Source organism: Burkholderia diffusa (assembly GCF_902499115.1).
Lineage (GTDB): Bacteria > Pseudomonadota > Gammaproteobacteria > Burkholderiales > Burkholderiaceae > Burkholderia > Burkholderia diffusa.
The window spans coordinates 38,340-53,482 of sequence record NZ_CABVPN010000012.1 but is presented as its reverse complement, the minus strand read 5'-3'; the positions used below and the strand labels follow the sequence as shown (position 1 = coordinate 53,482).

General features: G+C 66.2%; 18 protein-coding genes. 11 read left to right on the top strand and 7 right to left on the bottom strand.

Annotated features, from left to right (window positions below; all coding sequences use genetic code 11):
• The first annotated feature begins 323 nt into the window (after nt 1-323).
• Nucleotides 324-797 carry a carboxypeptidase regulatory-like domain-containing protein gene (locus tag BTE28158_RS13825; RefSeq protein ID WP_151048684.1) on the top strand — a complete coding sequence of 158 codons (474 nt, stop codon included), beginning with the start codon at nt 324-326 and terminating at the stop codon, nt 795-797.
• A gap of 109 nt (nt 798-906) precedes the next feature.
• The gene (locus tag BTE28158_RS13820; RefSeq protein ID WP_239007291.1) at nt 907-3,285 is read left to right on the top strand and encodes an exo-beta-N-acetylmuramidase NamZ domain-containing protein; all 2,379 of its coding nucleotides are present in this window, start codon (nt 907-909) and stop codon (nt 3,283-3,285) included.
• 204 nt (nt 3,286-3,489) lie between these two features.
• Here BTE28158_RS13820 and BTE28158_RS13815 read toward each other — a convergent pair whose 3' ends face one another.
• Both BTE28158_RS13815 and BTE28158_RS13810 read right to left on the bottom strand, forming a co-directional pair.
• Nucleotides 3,490-3,861 carry an HPF/RaiA family ribosome-associated protein gene (locus BTE28158_RS13815; RefSeq protein WP_151048682.1) on the bottom strand — a complete coding sequence of 124 codons (372 nt, stop codon included), beginning with the start codon at nt 3,859-3,861 and terminating at the stop codon, nt 3,490-3,492.
• A gap of 69 nt (nt 3,862-3,930) precedes the next feature.
• Nucleotides 3,931-4,281 carry a hypothetical protein gene (locus BTE28158_RS13810; RefSeq protein WP_059681016.1) on the bottom strand — a complete coding sequence of 117 codons (351 nt, stop codon included), beginning with the start codon at nt 4,279-4,281 and terminating at the stop codon, nt 3,931-3,933.
• Nucleotides 4,282-4,653: 372 nt separating this feature from the next.
• Between BTE28158_RS13810 and BTE28158_RS13805 the strand changes: the two genes are divergently transcribed.
• Complete coding sequence (locus BTE28158_RS13805; RefSeq protein WP_151048681.1) at nt 4,654-5,301, top strand: BON domain-containing protein; 648 nt, start codon at nt 4,654-4,656, stop codon at nt 5,299-5,301.
• Between the two features lie 196 nt (nt 5,302-5,497).
• On the opposite strand, the gene groL is transcribed toward BTE28158_RS13805, so the two are convergent.
• Nucleotides 5,498-7,132: a chaperonin GroEL gene (gene groL / locus BTE28158_RS13800; RefSeq protein WP_151048680.1), complete on the bottom strand. Its 1,635-nt coding sequence runs from the start codon at nt 7,130-7,132 to the stop codon at nt 5,498-5,500.
• Between groL and BTE28158_RS32950 the strand changes: the two genes are divergently transcribed.
• Nucleotides 7,123-7,452 (top strand): Hsp20 family protein, encoded by a 330-nt coding sequence (locus tag BTE28158_RS32950; RefSeq protein WP_338084150.1) that lies wholly within the window; start codon nt 7,123-7,125, stop codon nt 7,450-7,452. The genes groL and BTE28158_RS32950 overlap by 10 nt on opposite strands.
• A 296-nt stretch (nt 7,453-7,748) precedes the next feature.
• Nucleotides 7,749-8,279 (top strand): flavodoxin family protein, encoded by a 531-nt coding sequence (locus BTE28158_RS13790; RefSeq protein ID WP_239007290.1) that lies wholly within the window; start codon nt 7,749-7,751, stop codon nt 8,277-8,279.
• 96 nt (nt 8,280-8,375) lie between these two features.
• Here BTE28158_RS13790 and BTE28158_RS13785 read toward each other — a convergent pair whose 3' ends face one another.
• Both BTE28158_RS13785 and BTE28158_RS13780 read right to left on the bottom strand, forming a co-directional pair.
• Nucleotides 8,376-8,636 carry an acyl carrier protein gene (locus tag BTE28158_RS13785; RefSeq protein WP_151048679.1) on the bottom strand — a complete coding sequence of 87 codons (261 nt, stop codon included), beginning with the start codon at nt 8,634-8,636 and terminating at the stop codon, nt 8,376-8,378.
• The gene (locus tag BTE28158_RS13780) at nt 8,633-8,917 is read right to left on the bottom strand and encodes an E3 binding domain-containing protein (protein WP_244108017.1); all 285 of its coding nucleotides are present in this window, start codon (nt 8,915-8,917) and stop codon (nt 8,633-8,635) included. Before BTE28158_RS13780 ends, BTE28158_RS13785 begins: the two co-directional genes overlap by 4 nt.
• A 264-nt stretch (nt 8,918-9,181) precedes the next feature.
• Between BTE28158_RS13780 and BTE28158_RS13775 the strand changes: the two genes are divergently transcribed.
• The gene (locus tag BTE28158_RS13775) at nt 9,182-9,874 is read left to right on the top strand and encodes a CBS domain-containing protein (protein WP_151048677.1); all 693 of its coding nucleotides are present in this window, start codon (nt 9,182-9,184) and stop codon (nt 9,872-9,874) included.
• A 128-nt stretch (nt 9,875-10,002) separates the two neighbouring features.
• Here BTE28158_RS13775 and BTE28158_RS13770 read toward each other — a convergent pair whose 3' ends face one another.
• Nucleotides 10,003-10,476, bottom strand: coding sequence for a hypothetical protein (locus tag BTE28158_RS13770; RefSeq protein WP_059602782.1), 474 nt, complete (start codon nt 10,474-10,476; stop codon nt 10,003-10,005).
• Between the two features lie 136 nt (nt 10,477-10,612).
• The gene (locus tag BTE28158_RS13765; protein ID WP_124625192.1) at nt 10,613-11,107 is read right to left on the bottom strand and encodes a CreA family protein; all 495 of its coding nucleotides are present in this window, start codon (nt 11,105-11,107) and stop codon (nt 10,613-10,615) included.
• A gap of 298 nt (nt 11,108-11,405) precedes the next feature.
• On the opposite strand from BTE28158_RS13765, the gene BTE28158_RS13760 reads away from it, so the two are divergent.
• The 5 genes from BTE28158_RS13760 to BTE28158_RS13740 are packed head-to-tail and all read left to right on the top strand — an operon-like array spanning nt 11,406 to nt 15,110.
• Nucleotides 11,406-11,798 carry a DUF1924 domain-containing protein gene (locus BTE28158_RS13760; RefSeq protein ID WP_239007304.1) on the top strand — a complete coding sequence of 131 codons (393 nt, stop codon included), beginning with the start codon at nt 11,406-11,408 and terminating at the stop codon, nt 11,796-11,798.
• A gap of 12 nt (nt 11,799-11,810) precedes the next feature.
• Nucleotides 11,811-12,332, top strand: a complete 522-nt coding sequence (locus BTE28158_RS13755; protein WP_151048676.1) for a diheme cytochrome c — start codon at nt 11,811-11,813, stop codon at nt 12,330-12,332.
• Nucleotides 12,298-13,035, top strand: coding sequence for a cytochrome b/b6 domain-containing protein (locus BTE28158_RS13750; RefSeq protein ID WP_151048675.1), 738 nt, complete (start codon nt 12,298-12,300; stop codon nt 13,033-13,035). The genes BTE28158_RS13755 and BTE28158_RS13750 overlap by 35 nt, the downstream gene beginning before the upstream one ends.
• Before the next feature lie 24 nt (nt 13,036-13,059).
• A complete protein-coding gene (locus BTE28158_RS13745) occupies nt 13,060-13,725 on the top strand; it encodes a response regulator (RefSeq protein WP_151048674.1) in 666 nt (221 codons plus the stop codon).
• Nucleotides 13,722-15,110 carry an ATP-binding protein gene (locus BTE28158_RS13740; protein ID WP_151048673.1) on the top strand — a complete coding sequence of 463 codons (1,389 nt, stop codon included), beginning with the start codon at nt 13,722-13,724 and terminating at the stop codon, nt 15,108-15,110. The genes BTE28158_RS13745 and BTE28158_RS13740 overlap by 4 nt, the downstream gene beginning before the upstream one ends.
• Nucleotides 15,111-15,143 lie beyond the last annotated feature (33 nt).

Below are 15,143 nucleotides of genomic sequence, written 5' to 3'. Positions count from 1 at the left end.
CCTGAACTTGCTGTCCGACATCGGGCCGCCGTGTCGGAAATTTCCGACGGGGCATGCAATATCGGCTGACAGCCGTCACGGACGATTGCGCCGTCGGTATCCCGCTCCCCCTGTTTTCAGGCGTGCCGCACGGGCAGATGAGGCGCGATGACTACTCGTTCGGCTTCGACAGGCGCGCACTTGACCTGAGTCAACGGGAAATCGACGTTCCGCGCGACGCTGACATCATCGTCGACACCAATGCGCGACGTCACCGCACGCAGCCCGTTCCGCGACCGGACGGGCGGTATCGCAGCCATGCGTGCTCAATCAGGAGAGTGAAGATGTGGACCGGAACCGTGAAGATGCTGCTGGCAGCCTGTCTGCTGAACATCGGTGCGAACGTGCTGGCTCAAACGTCGACCGAGCCGATCGTGCGCAACGGTGTCGCTTATATCACCGGCGGAATCGGTCAGGACGAGGTCACTGCATTTCGCGATGTCGCGCCTCGCTACAACCTGAGGATCACGTTCGCATCGAAGAGGGGCCATTATCTTTCCGATGTCGATGTCACGCTGTCGTCCGGCAAGTCGACGATTCTCGACGCACGCACGATGGGCCCGTTCCTGTTCGCGCGCGTGCCGCCGGGGCGATATACCGTGTCCGCGCACGACAGGGCCGTTCAGGAAGTCCGGCACGTCGTCGTACCGGCGCGCGGCGCCGTCGATGTGCGCTTTTACTGGCACGACCCCGAACGGCACGGCGCGATACGTCTGTGTGCCGAATGTTCCGGATCGCAGGAGCAGCCAGCCCGCTAGCCGCGCGTTCGCTCAGAAGCCGCGCGACGGCAATGCGCGGCGCTCGCGTCATCGACGTGGCGGGCCTCCGCTCGCAGCTCGACTCAGCCGATGCGCTCGGCACGAAGGAATGGATGCAGTGGAACAGGCTCGATCGCTACGATCCCGCTGTGCTGCCGCGCTGACTGGCGCGCTGCTGTTCATGCTTGCATCAGCCGGTGCGCACGCGGAATCCGACACGGCCGCGGCTCGGCAGCAGACCGCCGCGATCGACGAGGCGATCGCCGCCGAGATCGCCGATGGCCATCTTGCCGGCGCGGTGGTCGTGACGGGCGACGCGGACGGCGTGCGGGTGCGCGTCGCGCGCGGCCTGCGCATGACGGGCGAGCACGTCGAGGCGATGACGGCCGATACCGTCTTCGATCTTGCGTCGCTGACCAAGCCGGTGGCGACGGCGGTCGCGATCATGCAGCTCGCGGAGCGCGGCATGCTGCGCCTCGACGCGCCGGCCGCGCGCTACTGGCCCGCGTTCGGAGCGCACGACAAGGCCAGCATCACGATCCGCCAGTTGCTCGCGCATGTGTCGGGGCTGCCGGCCGCCGTGTCGTCGTCCCGGGCGCTGCGCAGCCGTGCCGCCGTGCTGGCCGACATCGTCGCGATGACACCCGGCACGCCGGCCGGCACACAGGTGCGCTACAGCGACGTCAACTACGTGGTGCTTGGCGAGATCGTCGAGCGTGTGTCACATTGGCCGCTCGACGCGTGGTGCGCCGCGCATGTGTTCGCGCCGCTCGGGATGGCGAGCACCGCGTTCCGGCCACCGGCGCCGCTGTTCGCGCGCGTGGCGCCCACCATCGTTCGCGATGGCCGCCTGCTCCGGGGAAGTGTCCACGATCCCGTCGCGGCCGCGATGGGTGGCGTTGCCGGCAATGCGGGCCTGTTCGCGAGTGCGGACGATCTGGCACGCTTCGCGCGCATGTTGCTAAACGGCGGTTCGCTCGGCCCGGTGCGCGTGCTGACGCGACGCAGCGTGGCCGCGCTCGAAACGCCGGCCACGCTCGACGCGGAAGGCGACCTGCACACGCCCGGCTGGGCGGTCGGGCCGCCGCTCGTCGCGAACCGTTACCGGCTGCCGCCGGTCGGCGCGCTGCAACACCTCGGCTACACGGGCACGGCGCTGTGGATCGATCCCGTGACGCGCCGCTTCGCGATCGTGCTCACGAGCCGGCTGTATCCCGACGAAACCGGCACGGCGATGCCATTGCGCTCACTCGTGCTCGGCATCGTCTCGAGCGAGGCCGCGCCCGTGACGTCGTCGTGGATCGCGACGCGCGTGCCCGCGATGGCGGCGGCGCTCGCGCAGGTCGCCCGGTTGCCGGCATCGCGCGGGCCGGTTCTGGCCGGCATCGACGTGCTCGCCGCGAGCGGCTTCGCGGCCGTCGCAGGCAAGCGCATTGCGCTCGTCACGAACCACAGCGGCTTCGACCGGTTCGGCCGGCGCACGGTCGACCTGCTCGCGCAGGCACCGGGCGCGCGGCTCGTCGCCCTGTTCGCGCCCGAGCACGGGCTCGGCACCGACGTCGACGAGACCTTCGGCGACACGGTCGACGCCGCGACCGGTGTGGTCGTTCACAGTCTCTACGGCGATCGCCGCAGGATCGCGCCCGCACTGCTCGCCGATGCCGACGTGCTGGTGCTCGACCTGCAGGACGCAGGCGTACGCTTTTTCACGTACCTGGCCACCCTCGGTTACGCGCTCGAGGCCGCCGCCGCCGCGCATCGCCCGGTGCTCGTGCTCGACCGCCCGGACCCGCTGGGCGGCGATGTGGTCGGCGGCCCCGTCGCCGATGCCGGGCCGGCCACGTTCACCGGCTATTACCCGTTGCCGCTCCAGCCCGGCATGACGCTCGGCGAACTGGCGCGGCTGTTCAATGACCGCCTGCATATCGGTGCGGCGCTGACCGTGGTGCCGATGGCGAATTACGTGCGCGCGATGCGCTTCGGCGATACCGGGCTCGGCTGGGTGCCTCCATCGCCGAACCTGCGCGATGGCGCCGCGATGTCGCTGTACCCGGAGACGGGGCTCATCGAGGGAGCGGCTGTCAGTGTCGGGCGCGGCACCGAGACACCGTTCGGCGTGGTCGGCGCGCCGTGGATCGACGGGCGCATCCTCGCGGGCGATCTTCGCGCGATGAGGCTGGACGCGACGTTCTCGGCGGTCCGCTTCGTGCCAGCGGAGGGGCCGTATCGCGGCAAGGTATGCGAAGGGGTGCGCATCGAACGGCCGCCCGGCGCGGCGCGTCCGGGCGAGATCGGGCTGGCGCTCGCACTGGCGCTGCACCGGCGTTATCCGGCGCGGTTCCGGATCGATGCGATCCGTGCATCGGTCGGTTCGCGCGAGGTGGCGGACATGCTGGAGGCGGGGCGGTCGCTCGACGAGATCGAGCGCGTGGTTGTCGCGCAGGATGCGGCGTTCGCGCCTGAGAGAGCAGCATTTCTGCTGTACTGAACGGATGGCAAACAGGCGGCGGACGTGCATGGCATGCGCGACGCATGCCATGGCGCGACGTGCGGAGAATGGGCGGCAGAATGCCGGAACGGGCGCTCGTTTCGGTCGGACTCGCGGTGGAGCGTCTGCGCACCATCGTGGCGGGCACCGATCGGCGTGCGCGTCGCGCGGCTGTCCACGGGCGCACGCTCGCGCAACTGCACGCTATTCGTGCGCCTCGGATTGCGTGGCAGGACCGGCCGGATGTTCATCGTGCCGTTTGCCGCGGCCTCGCTGCTTGCGTCCCGTGTCTTCGAGCATTCTCGTGACGTTGCCGAAGGCATTGCGCAGCGCGACGTAGACGTCCTCGTCGTGTTCTTTGCTGGATACCAGTTGATGTCCGGGAATCGTGATTTCGATCCGGATATTGAACGGCTTCCCCTGATGATCGTGCTTCTCGTCCAGCACGACATTGACCCTGCAATGCGAGATGTCCTGCCGGAATCGATCGAGTTTGGATACATGGCGAGCGGCTTCCGCCTCGAGCGCGTCCGAGCGCGGCATGCCTTGAAATACCAGTTCGTAAGGTGGCTTCATTGCTTGATCCGTTGATGGTTGATGAATGCCGGTCTTGCCTCGTCGTGCCGGCGGTCCGGAGATTACGATTCAGAACGTGGCGATCTGAAGAGCGACATCGAACGCGATGACCACTGCCGAGCACAGAACACCGAGCGTCATGTTCGCGAGCCGATGCCCGACGTCCGGATGCTTGCCTGACCATGCCGTAATGAAGAACAACCCGTCGAGAATCACCTGCAGTGCAAATACGAACAGCATCAGCGTGAACTCGTAGCCGGCCTGCGGCAGTTGCGCAAAATTCCAGCCATGCCGGCTCACCCAATAGCTGATCCGATACACCTCATATCCGGCCAGCAGCAGGGGAAACACGTAGGAAACGAAATAGGTCGGCAAGGTCGCATGCCGAAACTCGGGTAGGAAATGATGTCCGGTCTGCATGGTTGCCTCCCAACCTGAGCGCGTACGTCGGGACGATGTCGTCCACGTTTTCAGCCTAGGCTTCCGGGGCGACCGCCGCTTGACACGCATCAACGGCGACTTTCATAGACCGCGTCGGCCCGCGGAAACGCGACGATTTCATCGAGAGAGTGTCCAGGCCAGGGTGTAACGCGGACGACAAGGTTTGACCAACATCAACGGCGTGTGTACGGCACCCCTTCATTGTGAATGCGAGCCTGACGCGGTTACGACCGGCATCGGTCGACCGATCGGCGATATGAGCGCCCCGTGATCGGCTGGAAGAGAGCAATTCCGATCGTGCCATCGACGCGAAACCGATCCGCTGAACCTGCAATCCGACAGGAGACCGACATGAAGTCCGACGCGAAACTCAAACACGATGTCGAACAGGAACTGTCCCGGGATCCGGCTGTCGACGCGCGCCAGATCGAGGTCACGGTGCGCGACGGCGCCGTGACGCTGCTGGGCATGGTCTCGAGCTGGGCGCAGAAGTTCGCGGCGCAGAAGGCGGTCCAGCGCGTCGGCGGCGTGCGTGTGCTGCTGCTGGAACTCGAAATCGCCGCGCCGGCAGCCAGTCGCTCGGACGCGGAACTGGAAGCCAGGATCATGTCCGCGCTCGACTGGCAGGAAGCGTTGCAGGACCAGTCGATCCGCGTCGAGGTCGACCATGGCCGCGTGACGCTCGACGGCGAGGTGGAGTGGGGTTTTCAGCGTCAAGCGGCAGAGGCGCTGGTGAGCCGGATGGCCGGCGTCGTCGGCGTCGCGAACCGCATTCAAGTGCGCGCCGCCCATACCGCGCAGGACATCTGCGCCGAGATTGCCGATGCGTTGGCTCGCCGTGCACAGCGAAAAGGCGCGGCGATCTCCATCGAGGTGGCGAACGGTATCGTCACGCTGACCGGCACGGTCGATTCGATGGCGGAAAAGCGCGCCGCGCGCGGTGCGGCATGGTCAGTCAAGGGTGTGCGCGAAGTTGTTGATCATCTGACGATTGGATGACCTGACGGATACCTGAATCATTATTCAGTATCACTGACGCAATATGTGGATTGAATCGACGCCCGGCTCGATGTTTCCTGTCACCGGCATCCAGGGTGGAATCGACAGCCCTGCGGCAGCGGTGGCGCCTGCGGCTCCGCTGCCGACTTGAATTCCGCGTATTACGTACGAGATCCACCGGTGGCACGCGAATGGCTCAGCCGAGTTCGGCGCCCCAGTTTCCCGATTGCGCGGCGCCCGGTGACGCGGCCGTGCGTGGGCGATGCGCGATCATGCAATCGGTCGTGAGCAGCAGCGACGCGACCGAAATCGCGTTCTGTAGCGCCGAACGCGCGACCTTGACGGGGTCGACGATTCCGGCAGCAATCATGTCCCCATATGTCGCCGTCGCCGCGTCATAGCCGAACGCTCCGGTTGCGACATCGACCGCGTGTACGACGGCCTGTGCGTCCGCTCCGGCATTTTCGGCGATCTGACGCAGCGGGGACGCCAGTGCGTCGTGCACGATCCGCGCGCCGGTGCGCTGCACATCCGTCAGGTATGTGCCATTGCCTACGAGCGCGCGCCGTGCACGCAGCAGTGCGACGCCACCGCCCGGCACAATGCCTTCCTCCATCGCGGCGCGCGTCGCATGCAACGCATCCTCGAAGCGATTCTTGCGCTCGCGCAGTGCGGTTTCCGTCGCGGCGCCGACGCGAATCACCGCGACGCCGCCCGCGAGTTTCGTCAGCCGGCGCGTCAGCGCGTCGCGCTCGTATCCGGCCGGTGTCGCCGCGATACGTGTACGCAGCGCCTGAACGCGGTCGTCGATGTGCTGGCGTTCGCCTCGTCCGGCGATGACGGTCGTCGTCTCGCGCGTGATCTCGACGCGCCGCGCGGCACCGAGATCGTCCAGCGTCGTGCGCTCGAGTGTCCGGCCAGCCTGAGCGGAAATGACCGTCGCGCCAGTCAGCGCGGCGAGGTCGGCAAGCTGCTCGGTGCGTGCCTCGCCGAATCCGGGCGAGCGGATCGCGCACGATTTCAGCGTGCCGCGCAGGTGGTTGACGACGAGGGTCGCCAGCGCCTCGCCTTCCACTTCGTTCGCGACGACGAGAAGCGGCTTGCCGGTGCTGCTGAGCGCCTCGAGTACCGGCAGCAGTTGTGCGATCGCGCTGATGTTCATGTCGCAGAGCAGGATGCGCGGCTCGTCAAGGACGACGCGATGATTGTCCGAATCGACGAACAGCGGCGACAGATAACCGCGATCGATCAGCGAGCCGTCCACCGTCTCTAGCTCGTCGTCGAGCTTCGTGCCGTCCTCGATGCTGATCGCGCCGTCTCTGCCCACACGCTCGACGGCCTGTGCGACGAGCGCGCCGATCGTGCTGTCGCCGCTGGCGGAAATCGTCGCGATCTGGCGCATCTCGTCCGCGCTCGCGCACGGTTTCGACAAGCGGTGCAGTTCGGCGACCACGTCGCGGCCGGCCGCTTCGATCGCGCGCTTGAGCGCCATCGGATCGTGCCCGGCAGTGACGCACTTGATGCCTTCGGCAACGATTGCCTGTGCCAGGGTGGTGGCAGTGGTCGTGCCGTCGCCGGCGACTTCGCTCGTGCGGGTCGCCACTTCGCGCAACAACTGGGCGCCCATTTCCTCGAACGGGTCGGGCAGGTCGACAGCGCCGGCGACGACGACGCCCGAGTTCGCAACCAGCGGCGCGGCGCCGGCCCGCTCGACGATCACGTTGCGGCCGCCCGGGCCGAGCGTGATCTTGACTGCCTCGGCAATCGCGTTGACGCCTTTGAGCAGCCGTTGGCGAGCATCCTGGTGAAAGACAAGCGATTTTGCGGGCACGATACACCTCCTCTGCGACGAAGCCGGGCACGACGCGTCTCGGGACCGGCGCCGATACGGATATTCCACCTGCCGGCGCGTCGTGCCGATTGACCTGGGTCAACGAGCGCAATGCGTTTCGCACCGCGTGTGCTTGCCCAAGCGCCTTCGGTCTCTCGATCCTGAGCGTTGATCTCTGTCAATTGCCGCGGTCATCACCAATCGAGAATGACAGAAACAAGATCGAGGCGTCGTTCCAGAAAGGCATTCTGACGGTCACGCTGCCGAAGACGCTGGAAACGCGCAAGGCCGAGAAGAAGATCGAGGTGAAGGCGGGCTGAAACAGGTTGCGGGCATCCACCGACGCATGCCGCGGGATGCCGGTGCACATGCTTTCCGTTTTCTTCTCGACCGCTCGATCATGCCGTGAAACACCGACATTCGGACGGTCGATGAAAGGCGATCCTGCATTCGCCATGCATGCGGAGCCGATAACCGGGATATCGGCTACGGCGCCCTTGCGCCAGTGGTTGCACCGTCGCGTGCAATCCGCCCACACGGGACCGATTTTCTGCAGATCGCCCGCGCGTCATGGCGAATGGATTCAACGGACGCACGCGCCGCCCGACAAGCGTGCATGAGGGAGGTCGTCATGTATGCCGGCAAGGTTCTCGTCGTATTCTATTCGCGCACCGGCACGACCCGCCGGGCCGCGGCCGCGTTGGCCGAGATGCTCGACGCCGACGTCGAGGAAATCATCGTGACGCGCGATCGCACGGGCCCGTTCGGCTATCTGCGTTCGCTCGTCGAGGCAATCAACCAGAAGCCGGCGGAGATCGTCGCGGCGAAGCGCGACCCGTCCGCGTACGATCTCGTGGTGATCGGTTCCCCGGTCTGGGCAGGCTGCGTATCGTCGCCGGTGCGGGCGTATCTCGTCGCGAATCAGCGGCGCCTGCCGCGTGTCGCATTCTTTTGCAGCTTCGCGCAACGTGGTGCGGACTCCGCGCTAACGCAAATGCGGACACTGGCACGCAAGTCGCCGCTCGCCGAATGTCGCGTGACGCCGCGCGAAACGTTGCATGGCGATGCCAGCCCGATTCTGGCGGCATTTGCCGAACAGGCAGCGCGCAGGCTGGCGGAAGCGGTCGCGACGCCTGCGGCGCGCTGAAGCATGCGCGGGCGCACGGGACCGTGCGCCCTCGTGTAACGGTGCGGCGGACGCTCCGACGTCGGCGCAAATGCCAGCTTGCGCGATGGACCGGCCTCAAGACACCGGTCGGTGTGCGTCTGCGGCCGCGAGATAGCCGACGATATCGTCGAGCGTAACCAGACGACCATAGTCGCGCTCCGGGATCTCCACCTTCAGCCGCGCATGAAGGCCCGTCAGAAAATTGAGCCAGTCCATCGAATCGAGATCGACCTGACTGCGCAGCGGACGATCCGCACGCAGCGTCGACGGGTCGAGTTCCGGCGCGACGGATGCAAGCGTTTCCAGTACGGCCGAAAGGATGTCTGCATTGTTCATCGGTTCAACTCCTCGGGGTGCTGCAGCAATTCACCCAGCTCAACCAGGAACAGCGCACCGCGATTGCCGTCGGATACGCAGCCGCGATAACCCGTCTCGTTGCCGGAGAGCGCTCTCCGGGGCGTGCCGGCCGCAGGCAAACCCGCCGCCGCGATCGCCCGTTCGACGTCCGCAAGCGTCACCGAGCCTGTCGGGTCGGTGCCCGTGACACTGTCGGGATCGACCTGGTGCTGCTGCGCAAGCTTGCGCGCGGCTGGCACATCCGGGATCGGGGGCGCCACGTGTTGCCCGTCCGACGCCCGATTCGACCGTGGCCGACACTTGCGTCGCAAGTGCAAAGAACCGGTGATCGCGGATCACGACGCCGCTTGAACGCCTGGATCGCCGCATCTGCGGTGCAATCGGCTGTCGGTTGACATCGCTCAAGCTTGCCTCGGGTTTCCGAGTGAAGCATTCATCTTGCAGGCCAGCCGGTCTCAGTGAGTGCGCGCAGCTTTTCACCGCAGACGAGCCGGCGAGGGGCCAACGCATTGAAGGAGCACCTTATGCGAGCGCGTGACGTGATGACGACCGCGGTCATTTCCGCCAGTCCGGAGATGAGCGTTCAGGAGACCGCAAAGCTGCTCGTGGAGCACTCGATCAGCGCGGTTCCAGTAATCGATGCGGACGGAAAGCTGATCGGGATCGTCAGCGAAGGCGACCTCGTGCACCGTGTCGAAATTGGCACGCATGCCAGGCGCCGCTCCTGGTGGCTGGAGCTTCTTGCGTCCAGCCGTGAATTGGCCAGCGAGTATGTAAAGGAACACGCGCAGACCGTGAAGGACCTGATGACTGTCGACGTCGTCACGGTCGCCGAGGACACGCCGCTGTCCGAAGTTGCCGAATTGCTGGAACGGCACCGCATCAAGCGCGTGCCAGTCGTCGACAACGGCAAGGTGGCAGGCCTGGTGAGTCGAGCCGATCTCGTGCGCGCGCTTGCCAGCGAGACGAACGACAAACGGAAGTCGGTCGCGCATGCGGACGTCGAGATACGCGAGGCGATACTGAATGCGATGTCTGGCCAACGCTGGGCGCTAACGCGAGGCCAGATCATCGTCAGGAACGGCAGGGTACATCTATGGGGCGTGATCTTCAGCGAAGAGGAGCGCAAAGCGGTGTGCGTGGCAGCCCAGACTGTACCGGGCGTCAAACAGGTGATCAGCCATCTCGTCTATCCTCTTACGCTTCCCTCGATGTAAACGTAAGCGGTCGACACACATCAGCGGGGAAAAGGGCGGTGCTCACGTCGATGCCGAGTGGCGCACGAGCGTGCATTCGTGCTGCGCGAAGCAGCACGAACGCGAACACGAGAGACTACCTCGACCGGTCAGAACTGCTGATCGTAGTTGAGGCGGACATGCTCCGGATGGCCGAGGCCGTCTCTCGTGATCGTGAGATCGATGTGATAGACACCTTTCCAACGTGCGTCGAACACGTTCCCGTACGTGACCGCATTGCCGTCCTGCGTCGGGTCGAGTGCTATCCGCGTCGATTTTGAATGGAAGGCACTGGCTTCGCTTCGCGGTCCCTGCACGACAGCAACGACGTGAGCATTATCAATGCGCTTTCCGTTCGACCTGTCGAACAGGGCGACCGTGAGCAGGAACAGGTTCACGTTGTTCGACGCCACGCCGGAACCGCCGCCCGGCGTAGCGGCGCGACTCGCCGGAACCACACCGTAGTGGACGACGAGCTTGCCCGTCGTCACGCTGCGCGTCAGGTCGTTCGCACCGGCGGTCGATACCGCGCCGACAAGCAATGCCAGCCAGGCAAGCAGCACAAGAAAAATTCGCGATCGCATAGGGGCCTCCTCGGCGGTGGATTTACCGCATCGGCAATGCGCACGCAAAGCGACCGGAATCTTGCTTCCATGCTGACATCGCGCGAAAACGCAGGCTTGACGCAGGTCATGCCGCCGCCAGAGTCATGACGCCGCATCATTCGGCGGATGCGTCCGTTCCACCCCAGTGCACCGGCAAGCGGACGACATCCACATGCCCCGGGAGATCGCCCGCCACGTCGCTTTCCATGTACGAGAAGTAGACGACGACGAGACGCCGGAGATCGACAATCCGGACCACGTGTATCGATCCAAACACCGGATCGACGGATTCGTCGAATACCTGAGCCAGCCGCGGCAAGCGGGCGGTCGTGGCGAGCGTTCCGGTCTGGTGACAGGACACCGATGCTCCGGCGCCATGTCTGTCGCGCAAGGACGGTCGTTCGTCGCGCGCGTGCGGCTCCGAGACGAAGCACGTTACTCCGTGGAGCTTCGGGTCGTCGTACGCGGATATGCCGATATGCGCGCCGTAGCGCTGAGAGTGTGGCGGAATGCGCGCCAGTTCCTCCGCATCGACGACGGATGCGCAGGAGATCGCCAGCGCGACGGACGCAATCCATGTACGTGTTCGCAGCGTGATCATCGCCAGCATCCTCGACTGATCGGCAAAACTGTCTCGGCAGGACTCCCGTGCAACGAGACGGATTGAACTTCAGACTAGGTGCCTGCCGGTATCGAACGCTTGACTTGCGTCAAGGCGGGATGAACGGGTGGCCGGATGCTTGCTGCAAGAGCGGCCGATCGGGCGCGACGCAACGGCCATGTGGCGGGCGGCATCGCACTCGCGACACGGCGCGCGCATCCGTGCGTTAAGAATCCGGTAAGGAATTCCCCCGAAGATGAACGCATCGCTCAGGAGAACCACGATGCGCATATCCGACTCGGTTCGCATGCTATGCCGGGCAGGCCTGGGGGCTGCCATATGCGTGGCCGCCATCGCCGACGCAGGTGCCGAAACGCCGGCCCAGTTGCTGGCCGGCTACACGGCACAGTCAGGCGTCGGCGCCATGCCGTCGCGCGGTCAGCAGTTCTTCACGTCCCGACATGGGCGCGACTGGAGCTGCGCGACCTGCCATGGCGGCACGCCGACCGGTGCAGGCACGCACATCGTTACCGGTAAGACCATCGAGCCGCTTGCGCCCGCTTTCAACCCGGCCCGGTTCACGGACGGCGCCAGGACCGAAAAGTGGTTCCGCAGAAACTGCAAGGACGTCGTCGGGCGCGAATGCTCGTCGGCCGAGAAGGCCGACGTCCTGAGCTGGCTCATGAGTCTGAAACCCTGACGGCGAACGATCATGAACAACATCGACTCGACGAAGTCGCCGCGCAGGATCGCCGCGCGGCGCCATGCACGCGCAAGCGTGCTCGCGATGCTGCTGATGTCGCTGCTGCCGTGCGCGGCACGGGCGGAAGACGAAATGCGCAGCGTCGCGATTCCATTACTGCCAAAGTACCGGCAGGAGTGCGCGACCTGCCATGTCGCCTATCCGCCCGGGGCGCTGCCCGCCGAATCGTGGCGACGCATCCTGAACGGTCTCGACCATCACTTCGGCACCGATGCGACGCTGGACCGGACAACGATCGGGCAACTGGAGACATGGCTGACGGCACATGCCGCGACGGGCGGCGCGGCGCGCCGTCCCCCGGAAGACAGGATTACCCGGTCGGCGTGGTTCGCCGCCACGCACGACGAGGTTCCTGCGTCCGTGTGGCGCAGCGCTGCAGTGAAGCGGCCGTCGAATTGCGCCGCATGTCATACGCAAGCAGACAAAGGAAATTTCGATGAACGATTCGTCCGCATCCCGAGTACACGGTGAACCGGCACCCTCGCGTCCCGCACGGATACTGGTCTGGGACGCTCCGCTGCGCGTATTCCACTGGCTGAGCGTCATTGCCTTCGCCGGCGCGTGGCTGACCGCCGAGAGCGAGCGATGGCGGCTGATGCACGTCGCGTTCGGCTACACGATGCTGGCGCTCGTCGCGTTTCGCGTCGTTTGGGGCGTGGCCGGCACGCGTCATGCGCGGTTCTCGTCGTTCGTGCGTTCGCCGGCGGCCGCTTTCCGCTACGTCCTGAGCCTCGCGAAAGGCCGGCCCGAACATCACGTCGGCCACAACCCCGCCGGCGCGGTGGCGATCGTCGCTATGCTGGCGATGATGGTCGTCACGGGGGTGACCGGCTGGGGGGCCTACACCGGAAACGGCGAGTCGTTCGGTGATCTGCATGAGGGTGCGGCGAACGCCATGCTCGCGCTCGTCGTGTTCCATGTCGCCGCCGTTCTCGTCAGCAGCGTCGTGCATCGTGAGAATCTGGCCGGCGCGATGGTGACCGGCTACAAGCGCGGTGCACCGATCGACGGCATCCGGCGTGCGTGGTGGGGGATCGCTGTCGTGATGACGGCCGCGGTGATCGGCTGGTGGTGGACGCAATGGCAGGCGGCACCGCAGCCCGCTCGAGCGGACCGGCCCGTCGCGACGGACACCGGCCGCCCCGCGCACGGCGCGGGCGGGGACGACGACTGACGGCCACCGGCGGAGTGCTCGATCGTGCGCATCCTGCTCGTGGAAGACGACGTCCTGCTCGGCGACGGAATCCGCGCCGGATTACGCCAGCAAGGGTTCCAGGTCGACTGGGTGCGTGACGGCGACGCGGCCCAGCGCGAGCTGCGCGCGCATGTTCATGCCGCGACGGTCCTCGATCTCGGCCTGCCGCTCGTGGATGGCATGGATGTCCTGCAGCGCATTCGCCGCGACGGCATGGCGTCGCCGATCCTGGTCCTGACCGCGCGCGATGCCGTGCCCGACCGCATCAAGGCGCTCGACGCGGGCGCCGACGACTACGTGATCAAGCCCGTGGACCTGTACGAGCTCGGTGCGCGCCTGCGAGCGCTGGTCCGGCGGTCCCACGGTCGGCCGACCGAGCGGCTTCACGCGCAGGACGTCGAGCTGGAACCCGCGTCGCGAACCGCGCGCCGCGCCGGCGTGCCGGTCGCGCTGTCCACGCGAGAGCTCGACCTGCTGCACATCCTGATGCTGAATGCCGGCCGGGTTCTGTCGCGCGAGCAGATCGAGCAGTATCTGTACAGCTGGGGGCAGGAGGTGGAGAGCAATGCCGTCGAGGTCCACATACATCGCCTGCGCGCCAAGCTCGGCAGCGAGCTGATCCGAACGGTGCGCGGCGTGGGTTACGTGCTGATGCGGGGCGATGCATGAAAACCCTGCTGCCCGCGCGTTCGTTGCATGGCCGGTTGCTGACGCTCGTGCCGGCCGTGGTTCTCGGTGTCTGGCTATCGACGCTGATGCTGACCTGGCTGGATGCGCAGCGCGAGATCGACCGGTTGCTCGATGGCCATCTCGCGCAGGCGGCGGCACTGCTCGTCGCGCAGCAGGCGCGCGGGCCGGATGACGACGACAATGCGATCGACGCGCCGATCCTTCATCCGTACGGCCCGCGTGTGGCCTTTCAGGTGTTTCATGACGGGCGGCTCGGCCTGCATTCCGAAAACGCACCGGCGAAGCCGATGGTGGCGCCCGAGCTGACCGGACGCGATCGGGCCTCCGGATTCTGGACCGTCGTGATCGACGGGAATGCGTGGCGGGTATTCGTCGTGCACGGCGTGCGCAGCGACGTTCAGGTGTTCGTGGGCGAGCGAATCGATTCACGCGAATCGATCCTGCGCGCCGTCATGCGCAGTGCATTCTGGCCGATGGCGGCCGCGTTGCCGTTGCTGGTGCTCGCCATCGGCTGGGCGGTTCGCCGTGGCACGGCACCGCTGCGCGATTTCGGCCGAGTGCTGGCGCGGCGCAATCCGCAGGCGCTCGATCCGATTCGGCCGGATCGGACACCGCTCGAGATGCGGTCGATGCTGGATGCGCTGAACCGGCTGTTCGAACGGATTCGCACCGTCATGGACGCGGAGCGCCGATTCACTGCCGATGCGGCTCACGAGTTGCGCACGCCGATCGCGGCCGTCAAGGCACAGGCGCAGGTCGCCATGGCGGAGCCCGATGACGAGCGACGCCGGCATGCGCTGCGCGGCGTGCTCGAAGGGTGCGATCGGGCCGCGCGCCTGGTGGATCAGCTTCTGTTGCTTTCGCGTCTCGATGCGGGCGCACTGACGGAGCGTGCACCGGTCGACGTATCGGCCCTGGCGAAACGGGTGGTCGCGGAGGCTGCGCCACGGTCGATCGGAAAACGGCAGCGGCTGGAACTCGATGCGCCATCGCCATGCGTCGTCGGCGGCAACGAACCATTGCTCGAGTCGATGGTGCGCAACCTGGTCGACAATGCGATTGGCTACAGCCCGCCACAGGCGCACATATCCGTTTCGGTTTGCCGACGGGAAGGGCACACCGTGCTACGGGTCGAAGACGGCGGCCCGGGTATCGGCGACGACGACCTGCACAGGCTCGGCGAACGGTTCTTTCGGCCGCAGGGAGCCCGGCCGGGCGGGAGTGGCCTCGGCTGGTCGATCGTACGGCGAATCGCAGCCGCGCATGACGCGGACATCGAGGTAGGTCGATCGCCAGCGCTCGGCGGCCTGCGCGTGGTCGTCTCGTGGCCGGTTGCCGATGCAACGGACGCGGCCACGCACTAGTCGACCATGTACATCTACGATCAGACCGCACGC

Excerpts from the sequence above, each read along its gene's own strand:
- BTE28158_RS13825 (WP_151048684.1), top strand. The coding sequence starts at position 324 with ATGTGGACCGGAACCGTGAAGATGCTGCTGGCAGCCTGTCTGCTGAAC.
- BTE28158_RS13820 (WP_239007291.1), top strand. The coding sequence starts at position 907 with ATGGATGCAGTGGAACAGGCTCGATCGCTACGATCCCGCTGTGCTGCC.
- BTE28158_RS13815 (WP_151048682.1), bottom strand. The coding sequence starts at position 3,861 with ATGAAGCCACCTTACGAACTGGTATTTCAAGGCATGCCGCGCTCGGAC.
- BTE28158_RS13810 (WP_059681016.1), bottom strand. The coding sequence starts at position 4,281 with ATGCAGACCGGACATCATTTCCTACCCGAGTTTCGGCATGCGACCTTG.
- BTE28158_RS13805 (WP_151048681.1), top strand. The coding sequence starts at position 4,654 with ATGAAGTCCGACGCGAAACTCAAACACGATGTCGAACAGGAACTGTCC.
- BTE28158_RS13790 (WP_239007290.1), top strand. The coding sequence starts at position 7,749 with ATGAGGGAGGTCGTCATGTATGCCGGCAAGGTTCTCGTCGTATTCTAT.
- BTE28158_RS13785 (WP_151048679.1), bottom strand. The coding sequence starts at position 8,636 with ATGAACAATGCAGACATCCTTTCGGCCGTACTGGAAACGCTTGCATCC.
- BTE28158_RS13775 (WP_151048677.1), top strand. The coding sequence starts at position 9,182 with ATGCGAGCGCGTGACGTGATGACGACCGCGGTCATTTCCGCCAGTCCG.
- BTE28158_RS13770 (WP_059602782.1), bottom strand. The coding sequence starts at position 10,476 with ATGCGATCGCGAATTTTTCTTGTGCTGCTTGCCTGGCTGGCATTGCTT.
- BTE28158_RS13765 (WP_124625192.1), bottom strand. The coding sequence starts at position 11,107 with ATGCTGGCGATGATCACGCTGCGAACACGTACATGGATTGCGTCCGTC.
- BTE28158_RS13760 (WP_239007304.1), top strand. The coding sequence starts at position 11,406 with ATGCTATGCCGGGCAGGCCTGGGGGCTGCCATATGCGTGGCCGCCATC.
- BTE28158_RS13755 (WP_151048676.1), top strand. The coding sequence starts at position 11,811 with ATGAACAACATCGACTCGACGAAGTCGCCGCGCAGGATCGCCGCGCGG.
- BTE28158_RS13750 (WP_151048675.1), top strand. The coding sequence starts at position 12,298 with ATGAACGATTCGTCCGCATCCCGAGTACACGGTGAACCGGCACCCTCG.
- BTE28158_RS13740 (WP_151048673.1), top strand. The coding sequence starts at position 13,722 with ATGAAAACCCTGCTGCCCGCGCGTTCGTTGCATGGCCGGTTGCTGACG.